Raw genomic sequence first — 21,573 nt, 5'->3', positions numbered from 1 at the left:
GCGAGCCCGGTACGACGGACCCGTCACAATTGCGCAGGACCTCACGGTGTTCGATATCGGGGCGGACACCGTGATCGCCAGGCAGACCACCGTCGATCCGGCGGCCTGGCCTGTTGTCGGCCCGACGAAGGTGACGGGTCCGCCCTTGTCCGCTCCGCCGCCTCCCCCGGCATGGTGGTCGGAGGCGCTCATCACCGACTGAGCAGTTGATGCGCTCGACGACCGAAGGTCTCTCGCGGTGAGTTCCACCCGCAGCCATATCGAGGACGTGAGGGGCGTTGATCGTCCCGATGGTCTTCGCGGGATTGTCCGCAACGCACGGGCCCTCGGGCAGCGGGCGTGTCGACGCGTCTCGTAGCGATACCGTGAATCGCCCCGGGTCTGTCGGAGGGGGGCGATTCAACATGGACTGCCGCTTCGAATCGATCTGCGAATCGTGCAGCTTCTCGTCACCACGATCGAGTTCCGGCCCACCCTGCAAGCCGACGCGACGACGCCGCGCACGAGGGCCGAATCGGCCGAACCAAGGTTTCCATGGCGAGCTCGGACACGTTCCACCGGGCCGAATTCGAGGCACGCCACTGGCAGGCCCACCGCGACGAGGACCTGCAACAGACTTCGCTACCGGAAACCAGTGAGCCGGTTCCGGGATACTCGAAGCATGCAATCTGCAGCGTCGGCCGGCCGCGCACCGAAGAACATGAGCTGGATTCCGGGCGGGACGTTCTGGATGGGGTCGGAGGAGTTCTATCCCGAGGAGCGTCCGGTCCACCAGGTGGGTGTAGGCGGGTTCTGGATGGACACCCATCCGGTGACCGTCGCCGAGTTCCGGCGTTTCGTGAAGGACACCGGTTACGTCACGACCGCCGAGGTCGCGCCCGAGCCGGCCGAGTATCCCGATGCCGACCCGGCGCTGCTGGTACCCGGGTCGCTGGTGTTCACTCCGCCCGCCCAGCGCGTACCACTCGACGACTATCGCCGGTGGTGGTCGTGGGTGCCGGATGCGGATTGGCGCCATCCCGAGGGCCCCGGAAGTTCGGTAGGCGGCCGCGAGCGCCATCCGGTGACACACGTGTCCCACTACGACGCGCTCGCCTACGCTCGGTGGGCGGGCAAGGAATTGCCGACCGAGTCCGAGTGGGAGTTCGCGGCGCGGGGTGGCCTCGATCGGGCCCGGTTCGTGTGGGGCGACGAGTACACCCCGAAGGGGCGGTACCTGGCCAACACCTGGCAGGGCGAGTTCCCGTGGCAGAACCTCGCGGAGGACGGGTACGTCGGCACGTCCCCGGTGGGCAGCTTCCGGCCCAACGGCTACGGCTTGATGGACGTGGCCGGCAACGTCTGGGAATGGACGACGGACCACTTCACCGCCCGCCACGGTGCGGACGGACGTGAGACCGCCCCAGCGACGGCGTGCTGCATTCCCGCCGATCCGCGCACGCTCGCGCCGGAGACCGGTGCCGAGGCCCACCCCCGGCGGGTCATCAAGGGCGGATCGCACCTCTGCGCCCCGAACTACTGCTTGCGCTACCGGCCTGCAGCCAGGCAGGGGGAAAGCGCGGAAACATCCACCTGCCACATCGGGTTCCGCTGCATCGTCCGCGGCCGCTGAGCAGCGCCGGTCAATCGATCGAGAACCAGGCCCGCACCTGCGCCTCGTGGTCGACATAGCGTTCGCCGGAGACATCGACGACGACCTTGTCGATCGTGCCCCCGGTGAAGCGGAACGGGGACACGTAGTCCGGTGTGACCGGCGAGGCGCTGTCGCGCCCGACGCAGATGCCGTCACCGACGAGGCAGAACCCCCCGGGCTGGGTGACGATCTCACCGGTGGCCACCTGGTGATCGTCGACGTAGAGGGTCAGGGTGCCGGCGAATCCCGGCATCGCCGGATCGGTGTTCTTCCCGGAGACGGCGAATTCGGCGGTGCACACGTGGGCGCCGGGCGTGAGGTCCCGGTCGGCGACCACGGTCTGCAGGTGTGTGCCGACCCAGTTGAAGGCGTAGCGCAGACGACCCTCCTTGATGTAGAGGCTGTGGCCGCCGGCAATGCCGCCGTGAGCGTAGAGGACGCCCTCGGCATCGGCCGAGTCCACGTGGACACCGGCGGCGATCGTGTAGGACCGTCCGGTGATGACGACACCGGCCGCCTCGGGGACGTCAGCGCAGTCCGGGTAGTAGACGTAGTGGTCGCGCGGCTTTCCCGGGCGGGGGCGTTCAGCGAGCACCTGTTCGAGGGCGCTGCGGTCGTCCAGCGGCAGCCCGTGGTAGCGGCCGGCGTAGTAGAACCACAGGCTCTTCAGGGTTTCCAGCCGCTCGGGTTCGGCGTCGGCGAGATCGTGCAGTTGGGCCCGGTCCTCCGCCAGGTGGTACAGCTCCCACACATCCTTGTCGAAGTGACCCCACCCGGACAGCGGCGGATGCACAGAGCAGACGAGCCACCCGTCGTGATACAGCGAGCGCTGCCCCAGCATCGCGTAGAACTGCACGTCCTTGCCCGGTGCGGCGGGATCGGTGAGCGAGGCCGCGAAACTCTCGCCCTCGAGCGGACTCTGGGTGTACCCCTTCAGGACCTCGGGCGGGGTGATGCCGAGCAACTCGTAGATCGTCGGGACGACATCGACGGCGTGGACGTACTGTGGGCGAGGCTCTGCCGAGGCGTCGATCCGCGCCGGCCACGAGAGCACGCACATGTCGGCGACGCCACCCTCGTAGCCGGCCCAACGCTTCCAGTACGGAAACGGGGTGTCGAAGGCCCACGCCCAGCCGGTGTTGTAGTGGTTGTACGACGCGGGTGTGCCCAACTCGTCGAGGTGCGGCAGGGTGCCCTCGGTGGTGTCGGGAATCCCGTTGAAGAACCGCCATTCGTTGAACGATCCGTTCGGCCCACCCTCACCGCTGGCACCGTTGTCGGACACCACGACGATGAGGGTGTTGTCGAGCTCGCCGGTCGCTTCGAGCAGGCCGATCACCCGGCCGAGCTGGTCGTCCGTGTAGGAGATATAGCCGGCGAAGACCTCGGCCATCCGCACGAACAGGCGTTGCTCGTCGGCGGTGAGCGAATCCCACGGCCGGACGGTGTCGAGCAGCGGCCACGGCTGTCCGTCGGGTCCGGTGGTGGCCGGCTCCCCGTGCGGATTGATCGGGGAAAGCTCGGTGCCCTCGGGCAGCAACCCGAGGTCCTTCTGCCGCTGCAGGATCTCGGCGCGGATGGCCTCGTAGCCCTGGTCGAACTTTCCCCTGTACCGGTCGGCCCATTCGGTGAACACATGATGCGGGGCGTGCCCGGCCTGGGGTGCCAGGTACATGAAGAACGGTTTGTCCGGGTCGACGGCCTTGGCGTCGAGAATGAACTCGATTGCCTTGTCCGCCAGATCTTTCGACAGGTGATAGCCGTCCTCCGGAGTTCCGGGGGCGTCGATCGGATGGTTGTCGTACACCAGGTCGGGGAACCAGCTGCTCGACTCGCCGCCGAGGAAGCCGTAGAAGCGCTCGAACCCGCGGCCCAACGGCCACCGGGCCTTGACCGCCGACATGTTCATCTCGTCGCCGGGGGTCAGGTGCCACTTGCCGACACAGTAGGTGTTCCACCCTCGTTCACCCAGCACTTCGGAGACGAACCCGTTCTCGAAGGGTATGTGGGTGGAGATGCCCGGGAACCCGGCGCTGAACTCGGCGATGGTCGCCATGCCGTTGGTCGTCGCGTTACGCCCGGTCAGCAGCGACGCCCGGGTTGGGGAACACAGCGCGGTGGTATGGAAGTTCGAGTACTTCACACCCCGGTCCGCGATCCGGCGCATGGTGGGTGTCTCGATCGGGCCCCCGAAGATGTCCATGCTGCCGTACCCGACGTCGTCCCACGCGATGATCAGGACGTTCGGGGCGCCCTCGGGTGCCTGCGCGGGAAGATACGGTGCCCAGTTCGGGACGGAGTCGCGAATGTCGACGGCGATCTTTCCGCGGTGAGTTCCTGCCATGGCGACGCTCCTGATTTCGAGCAAACCTGCCGGCCTCCGGAACCCCGAGCGTAGCAACCGGCCTGATCGCCGAACATGCAAACTGCCCGATCCGCCGAAGTTCTTCGCACGGTGCCCCGGATCCGGCAGAATGTGACCACGCCGCCCTCAGGTCCATCTGGCGCCGGAGACCTCTGCGGCGAGGCGAGAAGGACTCGGACCATGATTTGGATCATCCTGACGTTCCTGGGAATTCCACTGTGGTTCTGCGCAATCGCGCTCGGCATCCTGCTGCGCGGACGCCACCGGGTCAAGCACCTACCCGGCGGATTCGGCTGCAAGGTCCGGGTCGTCTCCGGCCAGGTTCCGGGACTGAAGTCGGAGTTCTCCCGGATCACCGGCGTCGGACACTGGATCCACGCGGTCCTGGTGCTTCACGGCGGCAACCCGTTCCTCGCCCGCACCGGTCTGTGCGGAATCCAGGCTGTCGAGAGCGGACCGTCGGATATCGACCCCGCAACGGCGAAGCGGATCGACGACCCGGTCGCGGTTCGCTTCCGGCACGACAACGGCGCGACGCTCGAATTGGCGTGCGCACGCGACGATCTCGAGGCGATGCTCGAGCCGTTCGGACAACAGCGGTGGACGGCCGACGCCCCCGTCCACCGCCCGCCGCCCTCGGAGGCAGCATCGTGACCTGGGCGCTTCCGGCGATCTCCGGAATCCTGCTCGTCTTCGCGGCGATCTCCGGACGGGTAGCCGGCACTCCCCTCACGGCGCCGATGGTCTTCACCGTCGGCGGCCTCGTGCTGGGCGCACAAGCTACCGGACTGATGGACCTCGAGGCCACCAGCGAAACGGTGAAGTTGCTCGCCGAGATCACCCTCGCCCTCGTGCTCTTCTCCGACGCCTCCCGCGTGAACCTGATTGCTCTGCGAGCCGAGATCGCACTCCCTGCACGCCTTCTCGGCATAGGACTACCCCTGACCATCGCCGCCGGATTCGGCGCCGCGGTGCTCGTCCTGGGCGACCTCTCCTGGCCCGAGGCGCTGCTGCTCGCCGTGCTCCTCGCGCCCACCGACGCCGCGCTCGGGCAGGCTGTGGTCACCCTGCCGCTCCTGCCGTCGCGGGTGCGACAGGGACTCAACGTGGAAAGCGGCCTCAACGACGGCATCTGCGTTCCGCTGTTCCTGATCGCACTGGCGATCGCGCGCGCCGAGTCCGGGGCAATCGGCGGCGGTTCGGCCGTGCGGTTGGTCACCGAGCAGATCGGCTACGGCATCCTCGCCGGGGTAGGTGCCGGGGCCATCGCGGCCGCGGTGCTCATCCTCGCCGGGCGCCACCGCACGATCGACCCGTTGTGGGTTCAGATCGTGCCGGTGGCCGCCGCCACTCTGGCCTACACCGTCGCCGTGCCCCTCGGCGGCTCGGGATTCATCGCCGCGTTCGTCGGTGGGCTGACCTTCGGGACGATCCGACACCGCGCGGAAGGGGATGTCTCCCACCTGATCGACGAAGCCGGGGATGTGTTCAACGCCGTGACGTTCATCGTTTTCGGCGCGGTGTTCCTGGGACCGGCCCTCGGGAACCTGTCGTGGCCGGTGCTCGCCTACGCCGTGCTGAGCCTGACCGTCGTGCGCATGCTGCCTGTCGCGCTCGCGCTGCTCGGCACCCACGCCCGCCCCCCGACCCTTGCCTTCGTCGGCTGGTTCGGCCCCCGCGGGCTGGCCACCATCGTCTTCGTCATCCTGATTCTCGAAGAACCCGGCACCCTGCCCCACGAGGACCTACTACTGCTCACCGCCGTCATCACCGTGGGCCTGTCGGTCCTCGCGCACGGGGCCACCGCTGCTCCCCTCGCCGACCGGTACGCCGCATGGTTCCGCCGCAACCCGCGACCCGAACAGCAGCCGGCCCACGGGGCGTAGACGTCAAGGCGCGGCACCGGGTCGACCCGGCGTCCGGAACGTGCGTTCTGCCCTTTTCGGGTCCATCCGCTGCCGTAGGTCATCGGATGGAACGACCTCCACCGATCCCCATTCCGGGTGCGGCCGGCAGGTCTAGCGTCGACTCTGTAGAACACATCGGCAGACCGACTTGCCAGGTCGTCATCGGACTCTCCGACAATCCGGCCGTCCGGGACGGCGCGGCCCGTCCCCGGGCCGCCCGCCGCACGAAGAACCCGCGAACGAGCTGCCGTACTTGGCATTTCACCCCGACAGCTCGGCAGAGGAGATGACAGGATGACCGAACAAGTCCGACAAGAACTCGGCGGCGACGTCGACGAACTCGGTCCGGTGGACTGGATCGTGGTGGAGTTCCCCGGCAGCAAGTTCAGGGGGGAGATCGCACCCGCGCTCGACGAGCTCGTCGAACAAGGAACAGTGCGCGTCCTGGATCTGCTGTTACTGAAGAAGGATGCCGACGGATCACTCGAAGCGTTCGAGCTCGCCGACCTGGACGAGAGCGAGATCGGTGCGCTGCGCTCCTACGAAGCCGAGCTGGCGATGTTGCTCAGCGAGGAGGACGTGGAGGCGGTCGCCGCGGCCGTCGAGCCCGGCAGCACCGCGGCGCTGCTGGTTTGGGAGAACCTGTGGGCCGCGCCGTTCGCGTCGGCGGTACGCCGCGCCGGCGGACAGCTGGTGGCCAGCGGCCGCATTCCCGTGCAGGCCCTGCTGGCCGCAATCGAAGCCGACGAGCAAGAAGGAGACTGATATGCCTCTCGCAGCCAGGAGAATGCGACGCGCCGCGGTGATCGGACCCGCACCCGTGGCCCGTACGGCCACCACCGTCGCGACGGCGGCGGTCGTCGCTCACGGTGTCCGCCGGCGTTCCGACCGCCGGGAAGATCGACGAGAAGACCGCAGAGACCGGCGCTGAGCCGCCGTCGAAACACGAACCGGCTCCCCGGCGGCGTGCACACCGTCGGGGAGCCGCCCACACCGCAGAGGGCCGATCGCGCCATTCCTGTCCATACCTGTCCAGCGGCGACATGACGGCGGCATCCGCAGGTTCCGCATCAGCATTCCGCCGCCCGAGCAGCTCGCCTACCTCGCATCGCAGGTATCGGCACCTGGTCGCTCTCGAGCTCCTCGAATGGCCAGTTGCAGTTGCTGTCACCGCGGGCCACCTTCTGACCGAAGCGCACCACCACCACCGCCTCCTCCTCAGGGCCCCGGCAAAGTCATGCAATTGCATGTCAGATGGTGTGAAGTAGGTCGATCGGCCGGTGCGGGTCGCGGCTGTGGTGCCGCAGGGCGGTGGCGATGCTCCGGCAAGGCTGGAATATCGTTCCAGGGAAACGACTTCAACAATTTCTGCAGGGATCGTTGATTGTTCTTCACGGTGAACACGCAATGTCCGCCGCGACCGACGATATGGTCGGCGGTGCCCCGCAGGCAGTGCAATGCATCCGCGGTGACCACCACATCGGTGAGATCGAGCGCATCGAGCAGATCGGTGATCAGCGGGATCTCGTTCGTCTTCGCACCGACCTCAACCTGCCCGAGAACCACCCCAATGCGCTGGTCCAGCGCCGCGGCGTCGAGACGGCCGGGGGCGCGTCGGGTCGTCGATTCCGACGGTGGCCGACCCTCGATCCCGAGCCGGTCCAGCACATCTGCCGGCACGTCGTGAACCCATTCCGCGACCGCAGTGAACGAGCGGGGCGCCGGCACCCACCCCGGCCATCGCGACCGACATCAGAAGCCAATGCTCGGAGTTCTCGGCCCCACTACACGTTGAAGCGGAACTCCACGACGTCGCCGTCTGCCATGACGTAGTCCTTGCCCTCCATGCGCACTTTGCCGGCTGCCTTGGCTGCGGCCATGGACCCGGCCGCGTCGAGGTCGGCGAACGAGACGACCTCGGCCTTGATGAAGCCGCGCTCGAAGTCGGTGTGGATGACGCCGGCGGCCTGCGGAGCGGTATCGCCCTTGTGGATCGTCCAGGCGCGGGCTTCCTTCGGGCCGGCCGTCAGGTAGGTCTGCAGACCGAGGGTGTGGAAGCCGGTGCGGGCCAGGGCGTGCAGGCCGGGCTCGGATTGCCCGATCGAGTCCAACATCTCCTGCCGGTCCTCCTCGTCGAGCTCGAGCAGTTCCTGCTCGACCTTCGCGTCGAGGAACACCGAGTCGGCGGGCGCGACGGACGCGCGCAGCTCGGCGACCTTCGCCTCGTCGGTGAGCACCGCCTCGTCGGCGTTGAACACGTACAGGAACGGCTTGGTGGTCAGCAGGTGCAGTTCGCGCAGCAACGCGAAGTCGAGCTTGTCCTTGACGCTGAAGAGCGTCTTGCCCTCCTCCAGGAACGCCTGAGCCTTCACGGCCTCCTCGTGCTGAGGCTTGAGTTCCTTGTTCTTCTTCGCTTCCTTCTCGAGACGCGGCAGCGCCTTCTCGAGGGTCTGCATGTCGGCGAGGACGAGTTCGGTCTCGATGATCTCGATGTCCGACGCCGGGTCGACGCGGCCGTCGACGTGCACGACGTCGTCGTCGGAGAACACGCGCACCACCTGGCAGATGGCGTCGGCTTCGCGGATGTTCGCAAGGAACTTGTTGCCGAGCCCGGCCCCCTCGGATGCGCCCTTGACGATGCCGGCGATGTCCACGAACGACACCGCGGCGGGCAGGATGCGCTCGGACCCGAAGATCTCGGCGAGCCTTTTCAGCCGCGGATCGGGCAGCTCGACCAGGCCGACGTTCGGCTCGATGGTGGCGAACGGATAGTTCGCGGCGAGCACGTCGTTCTGGGTCAGCGCATTGAAGAGCGTCGACTTGCCGACGTTGGGAAGTCCGACGATTCCGAGAGTAAGGCTCACGGGATCAGCATTCTACGTGGTCACGCGCCGGGTCCGTCATCCGCACGACGTGCGACGGCGACGAGCCAGTCCGTGTCGTCGCGCCAGGGACGCAGATCCCACGTCGCGAAGCGCTGTTCGAGGGGCATCCCGACGGCAGCGAGATCCGCGGCGAACTGCTCCGGGCGGTAGGCGCTGCGGGTGGTGAACCCGGCGACGAACACCCCGCCGGGCCGCAGGTGTGCGGCGATCGTGGCGAGCACCGCCCGTTCGCTGCCCGGTTCCAGGAACACCATCACGTTGCCGGCGGCGACGACCGCGTCGAACGGCTCGCCCGGCAGGTTCAGGGTCGCCAGGTCCGCGAGGTGCACGGTCAGCTCGGGGTGGCGTCGGGCCTCGTCGACCAGCACGGGATCGAGATCGACGGCGGTCACCCGGTGACCGCGCCGGGCCAGTTCGGCCCCCACCCTGCCGGTGCCGCACCCGGCGTCGAGGACCCGGCTGCCGCGCGCGAGGACGACGTCGACGAAGCGGGCTTCGCCGTGCACGTCGGCGCCCGACGCCTCGAGATCGGTGAACCGTTCGATGTAGGCGCGGGAATCGTCGGCGCTACGCTCGGCCTGCCATCGGGTGCTCATGCACTCGAACGTACCGAGCCGGCAGACGTTACGGGCAGGCGACCTTCACGAGCTGCGCGATGCGCGCCGCCTGGTCGTCGGTCGGTGCCACCGAGCCGTTGGTGGCGAGTTCCTTGACGGTCGCGTCGATATCCTCCTGCGGCGCCTGGTCCTCGATCATCGGGCACGTGTCGGTGACGATCTTCTCGATCGACTGGGTTTCCCGATCGGCGGCCAGGTCCGGGTAAGCGGTGCGGAATGTGCCGACGAACGCACTGAGCTTCGCCTGATCGATCGCACCGCCGGCCTGCTCGGCGGCGCTCGACGCGGCGCTCTGCACCGACGACACGGCACCCTCGGCCTGCTCGCGAACACTCGTCATGACCGCACCCACGGACGACTGCAGCTGCTCGCCGGCCGGGGTGTCCTCCTCGGAGGTGCACGCGGCCAGCGTGCATGCGACCGCGACGGCGGCGACGGCAGCCGGAACGGACTTCCGGATCCGGGATCCCACGCTTCGTGTGCTCATGCCCCCGAGAGTGCCACGGGCTCCGCTGCCGAACGGCAGGAATCGCCGAATTCCGGCACGCACTGAACCCGCGGTCCGGAGACCCGCCGACGATTCGTGCGGGTCCGACGCGACGCCCACGTGCAGCAAGAAACACGGCGTGCGCTCGGTTAGATTGTCGGAACCAGGCCGTCGGAAGGATCCCCGTTGAGCGAAACGAAGTCCACGCCCGAAGCATCCGCTCGTCCCGTAGACCGGGGTGCGGTCATCGGCGCCGGCGGCATCTGGCTCGCCAAGGTCTCCGCATGCGTCGTCCTGATCGCGGCGGGCGCGCTCGTCATCGGCTGGATCATCGAGAAGATGTGGGTGGTCGTGCTGCCGGTCGCCCTCGCAATCGTGGTCTCGACGATCCTGTGGCCGCCGACCCGCGGCATGATGAAACGCCGTATCCCACCCGCGGCGGCCGCCTCGATCACCTTGCTGGTGTTCTTCGCGATCGTCGCCGGCATCATCGCCGGCATCGTCCCGTCGGTGGTGTCGCAGGCCCCGGAGCTGGCCAACAAGGCCACCGAGGGCATCCACACGGTGGAGGACTGGATTCAGGGACCGCCGTTCAACCTCCGCGACGAGCAGCTCGAGAAGGCTGTTCAGGCGGTGGTGGAGAAGGTCCAGGGCAGCGCCGCGACCATTGCCAGCGGCGTGTTCTCGGGGGTCAGCACCGCCGGCTCGCTGCTGGTCACGCTCGGTCTGGTGCTGGTCCTGGCGTTCTTCTTCATCAAGGACGGCCCGCGGTTCGTGCCGTGGCTGCATGCTGTCGGCGGCGGCCGCGCCGGCCGGCACCTCGAGGCGGTGCTGATCCGTATGTGGGACACGCTCGGCGGGTTCATCCGAACCCAGGCGCTGGTGAGTCTCATCGATGCGTTCTTCATCGGTCTCGGGCTGGTCATCCTCGGTGTTCCGCTCGCGCCGGTACTCGCGATCATCACATTCATCGGCGGGTTCATCCCGATCGTCGGCGCGTTCGTCGCCGGGGCCCTGGCGGTCCTCGTCGCGCTCGTGGCGAACGGCCTGACCACCGCGATCATCGTGCTGGGCATCATCATCGCGGTGCAGCAGCTCGAAGGAAACGTGCTGCAGCCGGTGCTGCAGTCGCGGAGCATGCACCTGCACGCGGTCATCGTGCTGCTCGCGGTGACGGCCGGGTCGTCCCTGTTCGGCATCGTCGGGGCGTTCCTCGCGGTGCCGGTTGCCGCGGTCGCTGCCGTGGCGATCCGCTACGTCGGCGAACAGATCGACGAACGCGTCGAAGCAGCCAACGAGAAAGCTGCCGGGACGGACGAGCCGGACGCATCCCTCGCCCTGCCCGCACCGGGGGCAGGCTCGGCACCCGAGCCGACCTGACCGACCTGGCCGGGCTCAGCTCGCGATCTCGACGGTCGAGCCTGCCCGGCCGCGGACCACGTGCAGCCGGCTCGGGATGCGCTGACGCATCTCGTCCACGTGGCTCACCACCCCGACGACACGACCACCGGCGCGCAGTTCGTCGAGCACCCCCATCACCGAGTCGAGAGCGTCGGCGTCGAGCGTGCCGAAGCCCTCGTCGATGAACATCGTGTCGAGAACGAGTCCCCCGGATTCGGCGGCGACGACGTCGGCGAGCCCGAGCGCCAACGCGAGCGACGCCTGGAACGACTCACCACCCGACAGCGTCTTCGTCGACCGCACCATCCCGGTGTATTCGTCGTGGATGTCGAGGCCCAGCCCACCGCGTCTGCCGTGGCTGCCCGCGGCATCCGAGTGCACGAACTCGTAGCGTCCGCCCGACATGCGACGCAACCGCTCCGACGCCGCCTCCGCGACCTCCTCGAGCCGCGCCGCGAGCACATAGGACCGCAGCGACATCTTCCGGGAATTCTGCCCGCCACCGGCGATCACGTCCGCCAGCCCGGCCAGTTCGTTCTGCTCGGCGCGCAGCGGCGCGAGCTTCGCGTCTTCCTGCTCGAGCCGCATCGTGTACTTGTCGATGTCCGCGAGACGCCGATCGGCCTCCGAGGCGGCGGCGAGCGCCGCGTGCAGCTCGGCGGCGGCGGCGGTCGCGGCGTCCTGTCGTGCCGCGACGTCGACCGCCTCGTCTCCGGTGAGCGTCGCGATCTCGGGATCGGCGAGGGTGGCCGCCGCGACCGCGCGCGCCTCCTCGGCGGTGCGGACGAGCGCGTCGATCTCGCCCAGCCGCGCCGCGGGTCGCACGGCGGCCAGCGCGGCCTCCAGGTCGTCGAATCCGGCGTCGGTGGCGGCCCGCTCGGCGTCGCGGGCCCGCTCGCCGGCGAAGGTCCGGGCCCGGGCCGCGGCGATCCTCCTGTCGAGCAGCTCGGTCGCGGCGGCCGCGAGCGCCGCCAACTGCGCGCGGCGGTCGACGAGCGAACCCCCGTCGCCGACCGCCGCGTGGATGCGCGCCCGGATCTCGTCCGCTTCGGCGGCAGCGACCGCGTCGGCCTGCGCAACCTCCGCGACCTCGGTCTGTGTGGTGCGCAGCCGCTCCTGCAGGTCGGCGTCGAGCCGTTCGAGCGTGGCGACCTGCGCGCGGCGTCGATCGAGTTCCCCTGCCTCCGCGGCGGCCGCGTCGTGCGCCGCCCCGGCGGCGTCGCGTTCGGCGGCCAGATCGTCGACCGGGCGGTCGCCACACCGTTGCCGCAGGGCCGCAATGACATTCGCGGTCTCCGCGACCGCAGCCGTTGCGTCGGTGAGCGCCGCGTCGGCACGCTGCTCGGCCTCACGAGCCACGTCCTCGTCGGCCTTGGTGACGGTGCCCGGCGCGGGCCGCGCCGGCGCGGGATGGTCCGTGGATCCGCAGACCGCACACTCCCGCCCGTCGACCAGCTCGGCCGCCAATTCGGCTGCCATACCGGCGATCCGCCGCTCGCGGACGTCGAGCAGCGCGGCGCGGGCATCGAGATGCGCAGTGCGCAACTCCACGACGCGCTGCTCTCGCTTTCCGAGTTCGACACTGCGCGAGGCAAGTTCGTTCGCCGCAGCGACCGCATCGGCTGTGCGATCGCGTGTCGCGGCGAGACCGGGCAGCCCCGCGGCGGCCTGTTCCGCGGCGCGGACGGCGTCGGCGGCCTCGGTGCGGCGCGCGGGCAGCGTGTCCCGCTGCGCGGTGAGTTGTGCGAGCTCGGCGGCGAGCGTGCGGCGACGCTCGTCCAGCCGCGACCGCTCGTCGTCGAGGGTCGCGACGCGACGCTGCTGCGCGAGCAGGTCATCGAGCCGCACAACCTCCGCGGACCACCGCTGTTCGTGTGGCCGGATCCGATCGCGGTCGCTGTCCTGCGGCTGCTCGGGCAGATCGTCGATCAGCACACGGGCCTCGTCGTCGGCCAGTGCGGCGGCAGCATCGGCCGCCGCCTGCAGCGCCGACGCGGCGGCGGCCGCGGCCCGGCGCGACTCCGCGCCGGTCACCGCGACCGGCGCAGCCCGCAACGCAGCCGCCCGCTCGGCGGTGAGCGCAGCCCGCTCGTCCGCAGCGGCATCGAGTTCCGCGAGATCGGCGTGCGCGGCGGCTCGGCGCTCCAGTCGACGCGCCAGCGCGACCGCATCCTCGAGCGCGGCGCGGGCGGTGTGGTCCGCCTCGCGGGCGGCACCGAGCCGGGCGACCGTGCTGTCCCGGGTGTCGGCCGCGTCCTCCCGCAGCTTGCGTGCCCACCCGACGGGGTCGGCGTCGGCGCCGGCCTCGATCCCGGCCGACGCGTCGACCTTCGCGCTGAGGACGTCCACCTTCTTCTGCTGCTCGGCGAGCTTCTTGGCGCCCGCCGCCGCGCGATCGCGGAACCACTTCTCGACGTCGCCGAAGACCGTCGTGTCGAACAGCCGCTCGAGCAGCGCGCCGCGTTCCTTGCTGTCGGCCCGGAGGAACTTCGCGAACTCTCCCTGCGGTAACAGCACGACCTGGAAGAACTGCGCTGCGCTCATGCCGAGCAGCGCGCCGACGACCTCACCGATGTCCTCGTGCCGCGAGAGGTTCTCCCCCGACCCGTCGAGCCAGATCAGCGTCGCCTTCGCCTTCTCCTTGGTCGTGCCCGTACCGCGCAGCTTCGCACGTTCGTACTCGGGGCTGCGGAGGATGCGCAGATGCCGGCCGGCGATCGTCGCCTCGAGCATCACCTGCGGGACGGCACCGGCGGCAGCGTGATCGGACACCAGCCGCCGCCCCTCGGCCCTCGCCCCGGGCACGGTTCCGTAGAGAGCGAACGCCACCGCATCGAGGATCGAGGTCTTGCCCGCCCCGGTGCGGCCGTGCAGCAGGAACAGCCCGTCGGCGCCGAGTTCGTCGAAGTCGACCCGGACCGTGTCGGCGAACGGCCCGAACGCCGTGACCTCGAGTGCATGCAGCCTCACGCCGGCACCTCCGCCGCGCCGATCTCGGCGCCGGCGGCGGCGGGGGCGCGGTCGCCGCCGGCCCGGTCCGCTTCTCGCAATGCCTGTTCGATCCAGCGGGCTTCTCGCCGCGACGGCTCCGACCGCACATCCGACAGGAACGCGCACGCGACTTCGACGTCACTGCGTCCGTGCACCTTCTCCCGGTAGGTGGTTCCCGGCATCGGGTCGGGGCGTTGCCAGACGACGTGCACCGCGTGGGGGAACCGCTTCTGCAGCCGCCGCATCGCATCGAGCGGGCGGACCGCATCGGACAGCTCGGCCGCCACGTAATGATCCTCCGCACCGGTGTGCGCGGGATCGGCGAGCAGATCCTCGAGTGTTCCGGACAGCTGGCTCAGACCTCGCACGACCGGAAGGTCGACCCGCTCGACCGACGTCCGGCCGGTCTCGCCGAGGTCGACGAGCCACACCGCCTTGCGGTGGCTGCGCTCGCCGAACGAGTACGGCAGCGGCGACCCCGAATAGCGAACGTGCTCGGCGACCGTCTGCGGAGAGTGCAGGTGCCCGAGCGCGACGTAGTCCACGCCGTCGAACGCGGATGCCGACACGGTTTCGACACCGCCGACCGAGATGGACCGTTCCGATCCGGTGGCCTCTCCCCCGACGACGAACGCGTGCGCGAGCAGCACCGTCCGGCCGCCGCGCGCCTCGGCGTCGGCGCGAACCCGGCTCATCGCGGCGTCGAGGATCTCCTGATGCGAGCGGGCCTTCGGCACGCCCAGTTCGGCCCGGGTGATCTCCGGTTCGAGGTAGGGGATGCCGTAGAACGCGACCGGGCCGTGGTCGTCGTCGAGGATCACCGGCCGGTCCAGCTCGGACACCTTCGTGATCAGGTGCAGACCACCCTTGGCGGCGAACGCCGCGCCGGCGCCGAGCCGCACCGGTGAGTCGTGGTTGCCGGACGTCGCGACGATGATCGCGCCGGCGTCGCGGATCGCTTCGAGACCGGCGTTGCACACCGCGACGGCGTCCGAGCTGGGAATCGACCGGTCGTACACGTCGCCGGGCACGACAACGACGTCGACGGCGCGCGCCGCGACCAGCTCGGCGATCGCGGTCAGTGCGCGTGCCTGGTCTCCCAGCAGGTCCACACCGTGGAAGGTGCGGCCGATGTGCCAGTCGGAGGTGTGCAGGATCCGCATGGCGACGACCGTAGAGGACCGCACCGACACGTCCGGTTCGGGGTGAGTCGCCCACAGGATGTCGGTCCGGTGCGGCATCATCCGCCTCATGACTGCTCTCACGGCACTCGGGCTGATCGTGGCGCTCGTTCTCGGGTTCGGTCTGGGGTGGCTGGCGCAAGCGTCGCGGACCGGCGACCGGGCCGCGCGCGCGGAGGCGCAGCTCGCGGCGCTGCGCGACAACGAGACGCAGTTGCGGCAGTCGCTCGGCGCGGTCAGCGAAGACGCGGCACGCCGCCAGTCCGGCGCGATCGGCGAGCAGGTGTCGCGGCTGGTGGGACCGCTGCAGGACGCGGTGGGCGCGCTGGCCCGTCAGGTCGAGCATGTCGAGCGAAACCGGGTGCACGCGTATGCGGGGCTGACCGAGCAGGTGGAGGGCATGCACCGCGCGTCGCAGTCGCTGTCTCAGCAGACCCAGCAGCTCGTGACGGCGTTGCGGGCACCGCAGGTGCGGGGCCGGTGGGGTGAGATCCAGCTCGAGCGGGTCGTCGAACTCGCCGGGATGGTCCGGCACTGCGATTTCGACACGCAGGTCGCCGCCGAGGGAGTGCGTCCGGACCTGCTCGTGTATCTCGCGGGCGGCAAGCAGATCGTCGTGGACGCGAAAGTCCCGTTCGCCGCATATCTCGACGCGGCGCAGGAAGAGGACATCGCCGAACGCGATCGGCATCTGGCGCGACACGCCCGGCAACTGCGCACCCACATCGATCAGCTGTCCGCGAAGGCGTACTGGGAGTCGTTCGATCCGACCCCCGAATTCGTGGTGCTGTTCGTGCCGGGCGATCCGTTCCTGGATGCTGCGCTCACCGCGGACGGGGGTCTGCTGGAGTACGCGTTCGGCCGGAACGTGATCCTCGCGACACCCACGACGCTGGTGGCGTTGCTGCGGACCATCGCGCACACGTGGCGGCAGGAGGCGTTGTCGCGGGACGCCGCGCAGATCCACCGGCTCGGCCGCGAGCTGTATCAGCGGCTCGGCACCGTCGGCACCCACCTCGACCGGCTCGGCGCGCAGCTCGGCAAGGCGGTCGATTCGTTCAACCTGACGGTGTCGTCGATGGAGACCCGCGTCGGGGTGACCGCCCGCAAGCTCAGTGAACTGGAGATCTTCGACGGCGACGTGCCCGAGGTGCACCGGGTCGATGCGTGGCCGCGACGCACCACACCCACCGAAACGCCGGATTCGGCCGGTCCGGTCGACGAAGCAATCTGATTCGACCGTCTACTGTTTATGTGTGTCTGCATCCCAACGTGCTCGCTCGGCGGTGCCGCTCGACATGCGCTCGCTGGCTCCGACCATGCCCGGAGTGCCCTGGTGGGGTGCCATCGTCATCGCCGCCGGGGCGACGCTGCTCGGCGCTGTGCTCGACGCGTTCCGCGGTGACGAGCTGACGACGGTCTTCTCCGTGTTCTACGTGCTCGGGTGCATCGCCGCGGTCGTCGCAGTGCAGCATCGCGGTGTGTTCACCGCGATGGCGCAGCCGCCGCTGCTGCTGGTGACGGCGATTCCACTCGCCCAGGAGTTGCTGTTCGAATCGAGCGGCTCGGGCCTGCGGGACCTCGCCCTGAATGTCGCGTATCCGCTGGTGAACCGGTTCCCGGCGATGCTCGTCGCGACCGCAGCGGTACTGGTCATCGGGGGTGTCCGCATCTATCTGGCCCAGCAGGACGGGACGGGTCGTCCCGCGGCGGCGACGAGATCCCGGAACTCGGCATCGAAGGGCTCGGCAACGAGGACCGCTGCCGCCAAGCGGTCGCGTCCGGCGAGTCAGAAGACCCCCGAACGCGCGACCGCTCCCCGTCGGGACACCGTCGACGAACCCGTTGCACGGCCGCGGGCAGCGACGGCACCGGCTCGCTCGCGGCCGAGCCCGGACCCTGCCCCGCAGAAGCCCGCCCGTCCCCGTCGGGAACGCGAGCCGTCCGCCCCGAAGAAGGCGTCCGTGCGGCAGGTCGCCGACACCCGCGACAACCCGGCCGTTCAGCGCCGGCCGGTGGACGACGGTCGCCCTCGACGGGCCGAACCGGTGTCGCGCCGCGAACCGGACCCGACACGCCGCGAGGTACAACCCGAGCGGCAGGCCCCCCTCCGCGCGACACCCCGGCCGCAGGTGAGCACCCCGGCGTATCCGCCGCCCGCGGTGCGTTACCGCGACCGCTACGAGGACTGAGGTGCGGCTCAGCCGCCTTGCCGGGCTGCGCGCAGCTCGCGCGGCAGGGCGAACACCAGGGTCTCGTTGGCCGTGGTGACGGTCTGCACGTCGCGGTAGCCGTGTTCGGAAAGCAGATCGAGTACACCGCGCACGAGGATCTCGGGCACCGACGCACCCGAGGTGATGCCGACGGTCTGGACGCCGTCGAGCCACGCGGGATCGACCTCACGCGCGTAGTCGACCAGGTGCGCGGCCTTCGCGCCGGCACCGAGGGCGACCTCGACCAGTCGCACCGAGTTCGACGAGTTGCGTGATCCGACGACGATCACCAGGTCGCACTCGGGCGCCATCGCCTTGACCGCGACCTGCCGGTTCTGGGTGGCGTAGCAGATGTCGTCGCTCGGCGGGTCCTGCAGCAGCGGGAACTTCTCGCGCAGCCGTTTGACGGTCTCCATGGTCTCGTCGACGCTCAGCGTGGTCTGCGACAGCCAGATCACCTTCGCCTCGTCGCGGACCCGGATGGCGTCGACGGCGCCGGGGCCGTCGACCAGTTGCACGTGGTCCGGGGCCTCGCCGGCGGTACCTTCGACCTCCTCGTGGCCTTCGTGCCCGATGAGCAGAATGTCGTAGTCGTCGCGGGCGAAGCGCTTCGCTTCCTGATGAACCTTGGTCACGAGCGGGCAGGTCGCGTCGATGGTGTGCAGGTCGCGGGCGGCGGCCGCCGCGTGGACCGCCGGGGACACCCCGTGCGCGGAGAAGACCAGCACCGATCCGGCGGGCACCTCGTCCGTTTCGTCGACGAACACGACCCCGCGCTCGGCGAGCGTGTCCACCACGTGCCGGTTGTGGACGATCTCCTTGCGCACGTAGATCGGCGCTCCGTGCTTCTCGAGGGCCTTCTCCACGGTCTCGACCGCGCGGTCGACTCCGGCGCAGTATCCGCGGGGCTCGGCGAGCAGCACCCGCTTCCCTGCCGCCGCGGTCCCCGCCGACCGTGTGATACCGACTTCGAGTGGAACAGGCACAGACATGCCTCCAGCGTACGGGCCGTCACGGGACAGAGCCCGTCCCGGCTACCGGCGGCGCCCCGTCTCGGCTACCAATCACGGGGTTCGTGAGGCAGTCTTGGGGGCATGATCCGTCCACCGTTCATGGCTCGGGTGGCGGCCGGGGTCGCCGTCACCGCCTACGAAGAGACCCTCAAGCTGCCGTCGACGGCGCTCGCGCTGCCGATGACGACGGTCAGTCAGGTCCTGCAGACGACGATGCGGGTCCAGCAGTCGATGACCGCGCTCGCGATCAAGGGGGATCGCCTGTTCGAGGCGCTGGGCGCCCGGGCCGAGGAAACCCCGGAGTGGGCGGTGTTCGACGAGGACGCGCCGGGGCCGGACGCCCGGGCCGCGAACAACGGTGCGGAACAGTCCGAGGCGCCGGGCCGGTTCGCCCTGTATTCGATGCCGCCGGCTGTCGACGCCGATGCTGCCGAACCGGCATCGGTGCAGAAGCCCGCCGCGCCGAAGGCGGCGGAGAGCACGAAGCCGGCCGATTCCGCGCCGGAGACCGCACCGGCGGCCGGAATACCCGAGATCGCCGAGTACCTCGACTACAGTTCGCTGACCCTCGCGCAGCTGCGCGCGCGGCTGCGCACCCTGTCGGTGGAGGATCTGACGGCGCTGCTCGACTACGAGAACGCCACCAGGGCTCGGGCGCCGTTCGTGACGATGCTGTCCAACCGGATCACGACCAGCACCGCGAAGTGACCTCGGCACATCCCACCACCCAACCGAACTCCGCGGACAATCCGTGGCCGGTGCGCACCGTGTCGCAGAAGGTCGCGGGCTGGATCGACCGGCTCGGCACGATCTGGGTCGAGGGCCAGATCACCCAGATGAATGTGCGTCCCGGCACCCGCACGGCGTATCTGACGTTGCGTGATCCGTCGGTGGACATGTCGCTGTCGGTGACGTGCTCACCGCAGCTGATCCACAACTCGCCGGTGACGCTGACCGAGGGCGCGCGGGTCGTGATGTTCGGGAAGCTGTCGTTCTGGCCGACGCGCGGCAGCGTCTCGCTGCGTGTCACCGAGATCCGCGCGGTCGGTATCGGTGAGCTGCTCGCCCGCATCGAACGACTGCGCGCGCTGCTCGCCGCGGAAGGCCTGTTCGATCCGCGGCTCAAGCGTCCGCTGCCGTTCCTGCCCGGCCGTATCGGGCTGATCACCGGGCGCGGCGGCGCCGCCGAGCACGACGTGGTGTCGGTGGCGCAGCGACGGTGGCCCGCGGTGCGGTTCGAGATCCGCAACACCGCGGTGCAGGGTCCGACCGCGGTGCCGCAGATCCTCGACGCGCTCGCCGAACTCGACGCCGACCCTGCGGTGGACGTCATCGTCCTGGCCCGCGGCGGTGGCAGCGTCGAGGATCTGCTGCCGTTCTCCGACGAGACGTTGTGCCGGGCGATCGTCGCGTGCACGACACCGGTGGTCAGCGCGATCGGCCACGAACCGGACAGTCCGCTGTGCGATCACGTGGCCGATCTGCGGGCCGCGACCCCGACCGATGCGGCCAAGCGGGTCGTGCCGGACGCCGTGGCCGAGCAGGGGCTCGTCGACGATCTGCGGGCGCGGGCCGCATCGGCGCTGCGCAACTGGGTGCGCCGCGAGGAGCACGTGGTGGCCCAGTTGCGGAGCCGGCCGGTGCTGGCCGATCCGTTGCGCGCCGTCGGCCAGCGGGGCGAGGAGGTCGAGCGGCTGCGGCAGGCAGGTCGACGCGACATCGATCGGGTGCTGGCGGCACAGACCACCACGATCGAGCATCTGCGGGCCCGGTTGGCGACGCTGGGTCCGGCGGCGACCCTCGCGCGCGGCTACGCGGTTGTGCAGCGGATACTGCCGGACGGGGACCCGGAGGTCGTCCGGTCGATCGACGAAATGCCCCCGGGAACCCAGTTGCGGGTCCGGGTCGGCGACGGAGCCGCACGAGCCGCGGTGATGGGACGAGAGCAGTGACGACCAGGTCGAGAGCAGTGACGGCGAGGATGACGTTGTGAGTGACACGAACGCGGATGTGGCGGAGCTCGGCTACGAACGGGCCCGCGACGAGCTGGTCAACGTGGTGAAGATGCTCGAGCAGGGCGGTCTGGACCTGGACGAGTCGCTGGCACTGTGGGAGCGTGGCGAAGCACTGGCCAAGCGGTGTGAGGAGCACCTGGCCGGCGCTCGGCAACGCGTCGAGAACGCCCTGTCCCACGGCGAGGACGACAACCGGGCCAGCTAGACCGGCCCGGTCGCACGGCTCACGGGGTGAGCGGTTGCGCTGCGTTCGTCGCCGCGGCGATCGTGGCGAACTCGGCTTCGTCGCCGGATCCACCGATCAGGATGCGCACGTCACCGAAGTCCGAGACCCACAGCGGCTCGGCACCCTCCTCGGCGTACACCGTCCAGTCGCGGCCGTCGATGCTTTCGGTCCCGGTGACGAACCGGCTCGAACCTGCGACGAACCGCACGAGCTCGTCGGTGCCGGCGTCGGACTGGGTGAGGCGCACGTAGCGACCGGCCGGGGTGATGAACCCGACAGTGCTCGAGTCGCCGCCCTGCTGGCCGGTGATGATGCTGCGGCTACCCGAGTTGGCCTGCCAGTCCTCGGGGACCTCCGGATGCCGGATCGGGAATCCCAGCTCCTTCGCGTCGTACCGGAGACCGGCATCGATGTCGAAACTCGGCACCGGACCGGCCGTGGGGCCGCCCGGGCTGAACGAACACTGGCTTGCGATCGCCGCGATGACGAGGCAGGCCAGGACGAGCGGAATCAGCGACCAGGCCATATCACGGGAGTCGTTCAGGATGCGGGGTTTCTCGGAAGCCACCCGCCCAGTCTGACAGCCTCCGCCGGCACCGGCAGCGGCCGGTCCGGGTCCGAGCCTCCACCGGCCCGGCG

At 69.7% G+C, this 21,573-nt stretch carries 19 protein-coding genes and 1 pseudogene; 11 read left to right on the top strand and 9 right to left on the bottom strand.

Annotation, left to right across the window (positions count from 1 at the left end; all coding sequences use genetic code 11):
• Both RZ1_RS30515 and RZ1_RS12685 read left to right on the top strand, forming a co-directional pair.
• Window positions 1-202, top strand: a pseudogene (locus tag RZ1_RS30515) (guanitoxin biosynthesis MBL fold metallo-hydrolase GntH); the annotation flags it as partial.
• Window positions 203-661: 459 nt separating this feature from the next.
• A complete protein-coding gene (locus tag RZ1_RS12685; RefSeq protein ID WP_072812326.1) occupies window positions 662-1,612 on the top strand; it encodes a formylglycine-generating enzyme family protein in 951 nt (316 codons plus the stop codon).
• Between the two features lie 10 nt (window positions 1,613-1,622).
• Here the strand turns inward: RZ1_RS12685 and RZ1_RS12680 are convergent, their stop codons facing one another.
• Window positions 1,623-3,977, bottom strand: a complete 2,355-nt coding sequence (locus tag RZ1_RS12680; protein WP_072812325.1) for an arylsulfatase — start codon at window positions 3,975-3,977, stop codon at window positions 1,623-1,625.
• 201 nt (window positions 3,978-4,178) lie between these two features.
• Here RZ1_RS12680 and RZ1_RS12675 point away from each other — a divergent pair, with 201 nt between their 5' ends.
• The 3 genes from RZ1_RS12675 to RZ1_RS12665 all read left to right on the top strand — a co-directional run bounded on the left by RZ1_RS12675 (window position 4,179) and on the right by RZ1_RS12665 (window position 6,670).
• On the top strand, window positions 4,179-4,652 hold the full coding sequence (locus RZ1_RS12675; protein ID WP_072812323.1) for a hypothetical protein: 474 nt from the start codon (window positions 4,179-4,181) through the stop codon (window positions 4,650-4,652).
• Window positions 4,649-5,884, top strand: coding sequence for a cation:proton antiporter (locus tag RZ1_RS12670; protein WP_072812368.1), 1,236 nt, complete (start codon window positions 4,649-4,651; stop codon window positions 5,882-5,884). Before RZ1_RS12675 ends, RZ1_RS12670 begins: the two co-directional genes overlap by 4 nt.
• Before the next feature lie 315 nt (window positions 5,885-6,199).
• Complete coding sequence (locus tag RZ1_RS12665) at window positions 6,200-6,670, top strand: DUF6325 family protein (RefSeq protein ID WP_072812322.1); 471 nt, start codon at window positions 6,200-6,202, stop codon at window positions 6,668-6,670.
• 453 nt (window positions 6,671-7,123) lie between these two features.
• On the opposite strand, the gene RZ1_RS12655 is transcribed toward RZ1_RS12665, so the two are convergent.
• The 4 genes from RZ1_RS12655 to RZ1_RS12640 all read right to left on the bottom strand — a co-directional run bounded on the left by RZ1_RS12655 (window position 7,124) and on the right by RZ1_RS12640 (window position 9,894).
• Complete coding sequence (locus RZ1_RS12655) at window positions 7,124-7,585, bottom strand: ISAs1 family transposase (RefSeq protein WP_169917935.1); 462 nt, start codon at window positions 7,583-7,585, stop codon at window positions 7,124-7,126.
• Window positions 7,586-7,689: 104 nt separating this feature from the next.
• Entirely contained in the window at window positions 7,690-8,769 is a 1,080-nt protein-coding gene (ychF, locus tag RZ1_RS12650; RefSeq protein ID WP_072812318.1) for a redox-regulated ATPase YchF, read from the bottom strand.
• A 20-nt stretch (window positions 8,770-8,789) separates the two neighbouring features.
• The gene (locus RZ1_RS12645) at window positions 8,790-9,386 is read right to left on the bottom strand and encodes a class I SAM-dependent DNA methyltransferase (RefSeq protein ID WP_072812317.1); all 597 of its coding nucleotides are present in this window, start codon (window positions 9,384-9,386) and stop codon (window positions 8,790-8,792) included.
• Window positions 9,387-9,414: 28 nt separating this feature from the next.
• Window positions 9,415-9,894 (bottom strand): hypothetical protein, encoded by a 480-nt coding sequence (locus RZ1_RS12640; protein ID WP_072812366.1) that lies wholly within the window; start codon window positions 9,892-9,894, stop codon window positions 9,415-9,417.
• Window positions 9,895-10,080: 186 nt separating this feature from the next.
• Here RZ1_RS12640 and RZ1_RS12635 point away from each other — a divergent pair, with 186 nt between their 5' ends.
• Complete coding sequence (locus RZ1_RS12635; protein ID WP_072812315.1) at window positions 10,081-11,274, top strand: AI-2E family transporter; 1,194 nt, start codon at window positions 10,081-10,083, stop codon at window positions 11,272-11,274.
• 15 nt (window positions 11,275-11,289) lie between these two features.
• Here RZ1_RS12635 and RZ1_RS12630 read toward each other — a convergent pair whose 3' ends face one another.
• The gene (locus RZ1_RS12630) at window positions 11,290-14,265 is read right to left on the bottom strand and encodes an AAA family ATPase (RefSeq protein WP_072812314.1); all 2,976 of its coding nucleotides are present in this window, start codon (window positions 14,263-14,265) and stop codon (window positions 11,290-11,292) included.
• The gene (locus RZ1_RS12625) at window positions 14,262-15,449 is read right to left on the bottom strand and encodes an exonuclease SbcCD subunit D (RefSeq protein WP_072812364.1); all 1,188 of its coding nucleotides are present in this window, start codon (window positions 15,447-15,449) and stop codon (window positions 14,262-14,264) included. Before RZ1_RS12625 ends, RZ1_RS12630 begins: the two co-directional genes overlap by 4 nt.
• Before the next feature lie 88 nt (window positions 15,450-15,537).
• Between RZ1_RS12625 and RZ1_RS12620 the strand changes: the two genes are divergently transcribed.
• Entirely contained in the window at window positions 15,538-16,701 is a 1,164-nt protein-coding gene (locus RZ1_RS12620) for a DNA recombination protein RmuC (RefSeq protein ID WP_072812313.1), read from the top strand.
• 22 nt (window positions 16,702-16,723) lie between these two features.
• Window positions 16,724-17,659, top strand: a complete 936-nt coding sequence (locus RZ1_RS12615) for a DUF6542 domain-containing protein (RefSeq protein WP_072812311.1) — start codon at window positions 16,724-16,726, stop codon at window positions 17,657-17,659.
• An 8-nt stretch (window positions 17,660-17,667) separates the two neighbouring features.
• On the opposite strand, the gene RZ1_RS12610 is transcribed toward RZ1_RS12615, so the two are convergent.
• Complete coding sequence (locus RZ1_RS12610; protein ID WP_072812310.1) at window positions 17,668-18,672, bottom strand: 4-hydroxy-3-methylbut-2-enyl diphosphate reductase; 1,005 nt, start codon at window positions 18,670-18,672, stop codon at window positions 17,668-17,670.
• A gap of 102 nt (window positions 18,673-18,774) precedes the next feature.
• Here RZ1_RS12610 and RZ1_RS12605 point away from each other — a divergent pair, with 102 nt between their 5' ends.
• The 3 genes from RZ1_RS12605 to RZ1_RS12595 are packed head-to-tail and all read left to right on the top strand — an operon-like array spanning window position 18,775 to window position 20,913.
• The gene (locus RZ1_RS12605; protein WP_072812308.1) at window positions 18,775-19,401 is read left to right on the top strand and encodes a lipid droplet-associated protein; all 627 of its coding nucleotides are present in this window, start codon (window positions 18,775-18,777) and stop codon (window positions 19,399-19,401) included.
• Window positions 19,398-20,645 (top strand): exodeoxyribonuclease VII large subunit, encoded by a 1,248-nt coding sequence (gene xseA / locus RZ1_RS12600; protein WP_072812306.1) that lies wholly within the window; start codon window positions 19,398-19,400, stop codon window positions 20,643-20,645. Before RZ1_RS12605 ends, xseA begins: the two co-directional genes overlap by 4 nt.
• Window positions 20,646-20,682: 37 nt before the next feature.
• Window positions 20,683-20,913, top strand: coding sequence for an exodeoxyribonuclease VII small subunit (locus RZ1_RS12595; RefSeq protein WP_072812305.1), 231 nt, complete (start codon window positions 20,683-20,685; stop codon window positions 20,911-20,913).
• 19 nt (window positions 20,914-20,932) lie between these two features.
• Here the strand turns inward: RZ1_RS12595 and RZ1_RS12590 are convergent, their stop codons facing one another.
• Window positions 20,933-21,502, bottom strand: a complete 570-nt coding sequence (locus tag RZ1_RS12590) for a DUF4245 domain-containing protein (protein WP_072812303.1) — start codon at window positions 21,500-21,502, stop codon at window positions 20,933-20,935.
• Window positions 21,503-21,573 lie beyond the last annotated feature (71 nt).

This window comes from Rhodococcus zopfii NBRC 100606 = JCM 9919 (genome assembly GCF_001895025.1).
Classification (GTDB): Bacteria; Actinomycetota; Actinomycetes; order Mycobacteriales; family Mycobacteriaceae; genus Rhodococcus; species Rhodococcus zopfii.
Note: the sequence above shows the minus strand (reverse complement) of the source record. Positions and strands in the feature narration are given on the sequence as shown.

Bases quoted from the DNA above. Each gene is read 5' to 3' on its own strand.
- RZ1_RS12640 (WP_072812366.1), bottom strand. From the start codon at position 9,894: ATGAGCACACGAAGCGTGGGATCCCGGATCCGGAAGTCCGTTCCGGCT.
- RZ1_RS12645 (WP_072812317.1), bottom strand. From the start codon at position 9,386: ATGAGCACCCGATGGCAGGCCGAGCGTAGCGCCGACGATTCCCGCGCC.
- RZ1_RS12685 (WP_072812326.1), top strand. From the start codon at position 662: ATGCAATCTGCAGCGTCGGCCGGCCGCGCACCGAAGAACATGAGCTGG.
- RZ1_RS12610 (WP_072812310.1), bottom strand. From the start codon at position 18,672: ATGTCTGTGCCTGTTCCACTCGAAGTCGGTATCACACGGTCGGCGGGG.
- RZ1_RS12680 (WP_072812325.1), bottom strand. From the start codon at position 3,977: ATGGCAGGAACTCACCGCGGAAAGATCGCCGTCGACATTCGCGACTCC.
- RZ1_RS12665 (WP_072812322.1), top strand. From the start codon at position 6,200: ATGACCGAACAAGTCCGACAAGAACTCGGCGGCGACGTCGACGAACTC.
- RZ1_RS12620 (WP_072812313.1), top strand. From the start codon at position 15,538: ATGACTGCTCTCACGGCACTCGGGCTGATCGTGGCGCTCGTTCTCGGG.
- RZ1_RS12625 (WP_072812364.1), bottom strand. From the start codon at position 15,449: ATGCGGATCCTGCACACCTCCGACTGGCACATCGGCCGCACCTTCCAC.
- RZ1_RS12605 (WP_072812308.1), top strand. From the start codon at position 18,775: ATGATCCGTCCACCGTTCATGGCTCGGGTGGCGGCCGGGGTCGCCGTC.
- RZ1_RS12675 (WP_072812323.1), top strand. From the start codon at position 4,179: ATGATTTGGATCATCCTGACGTTCCTGGGAATTCCACTGTGGTTCTGC.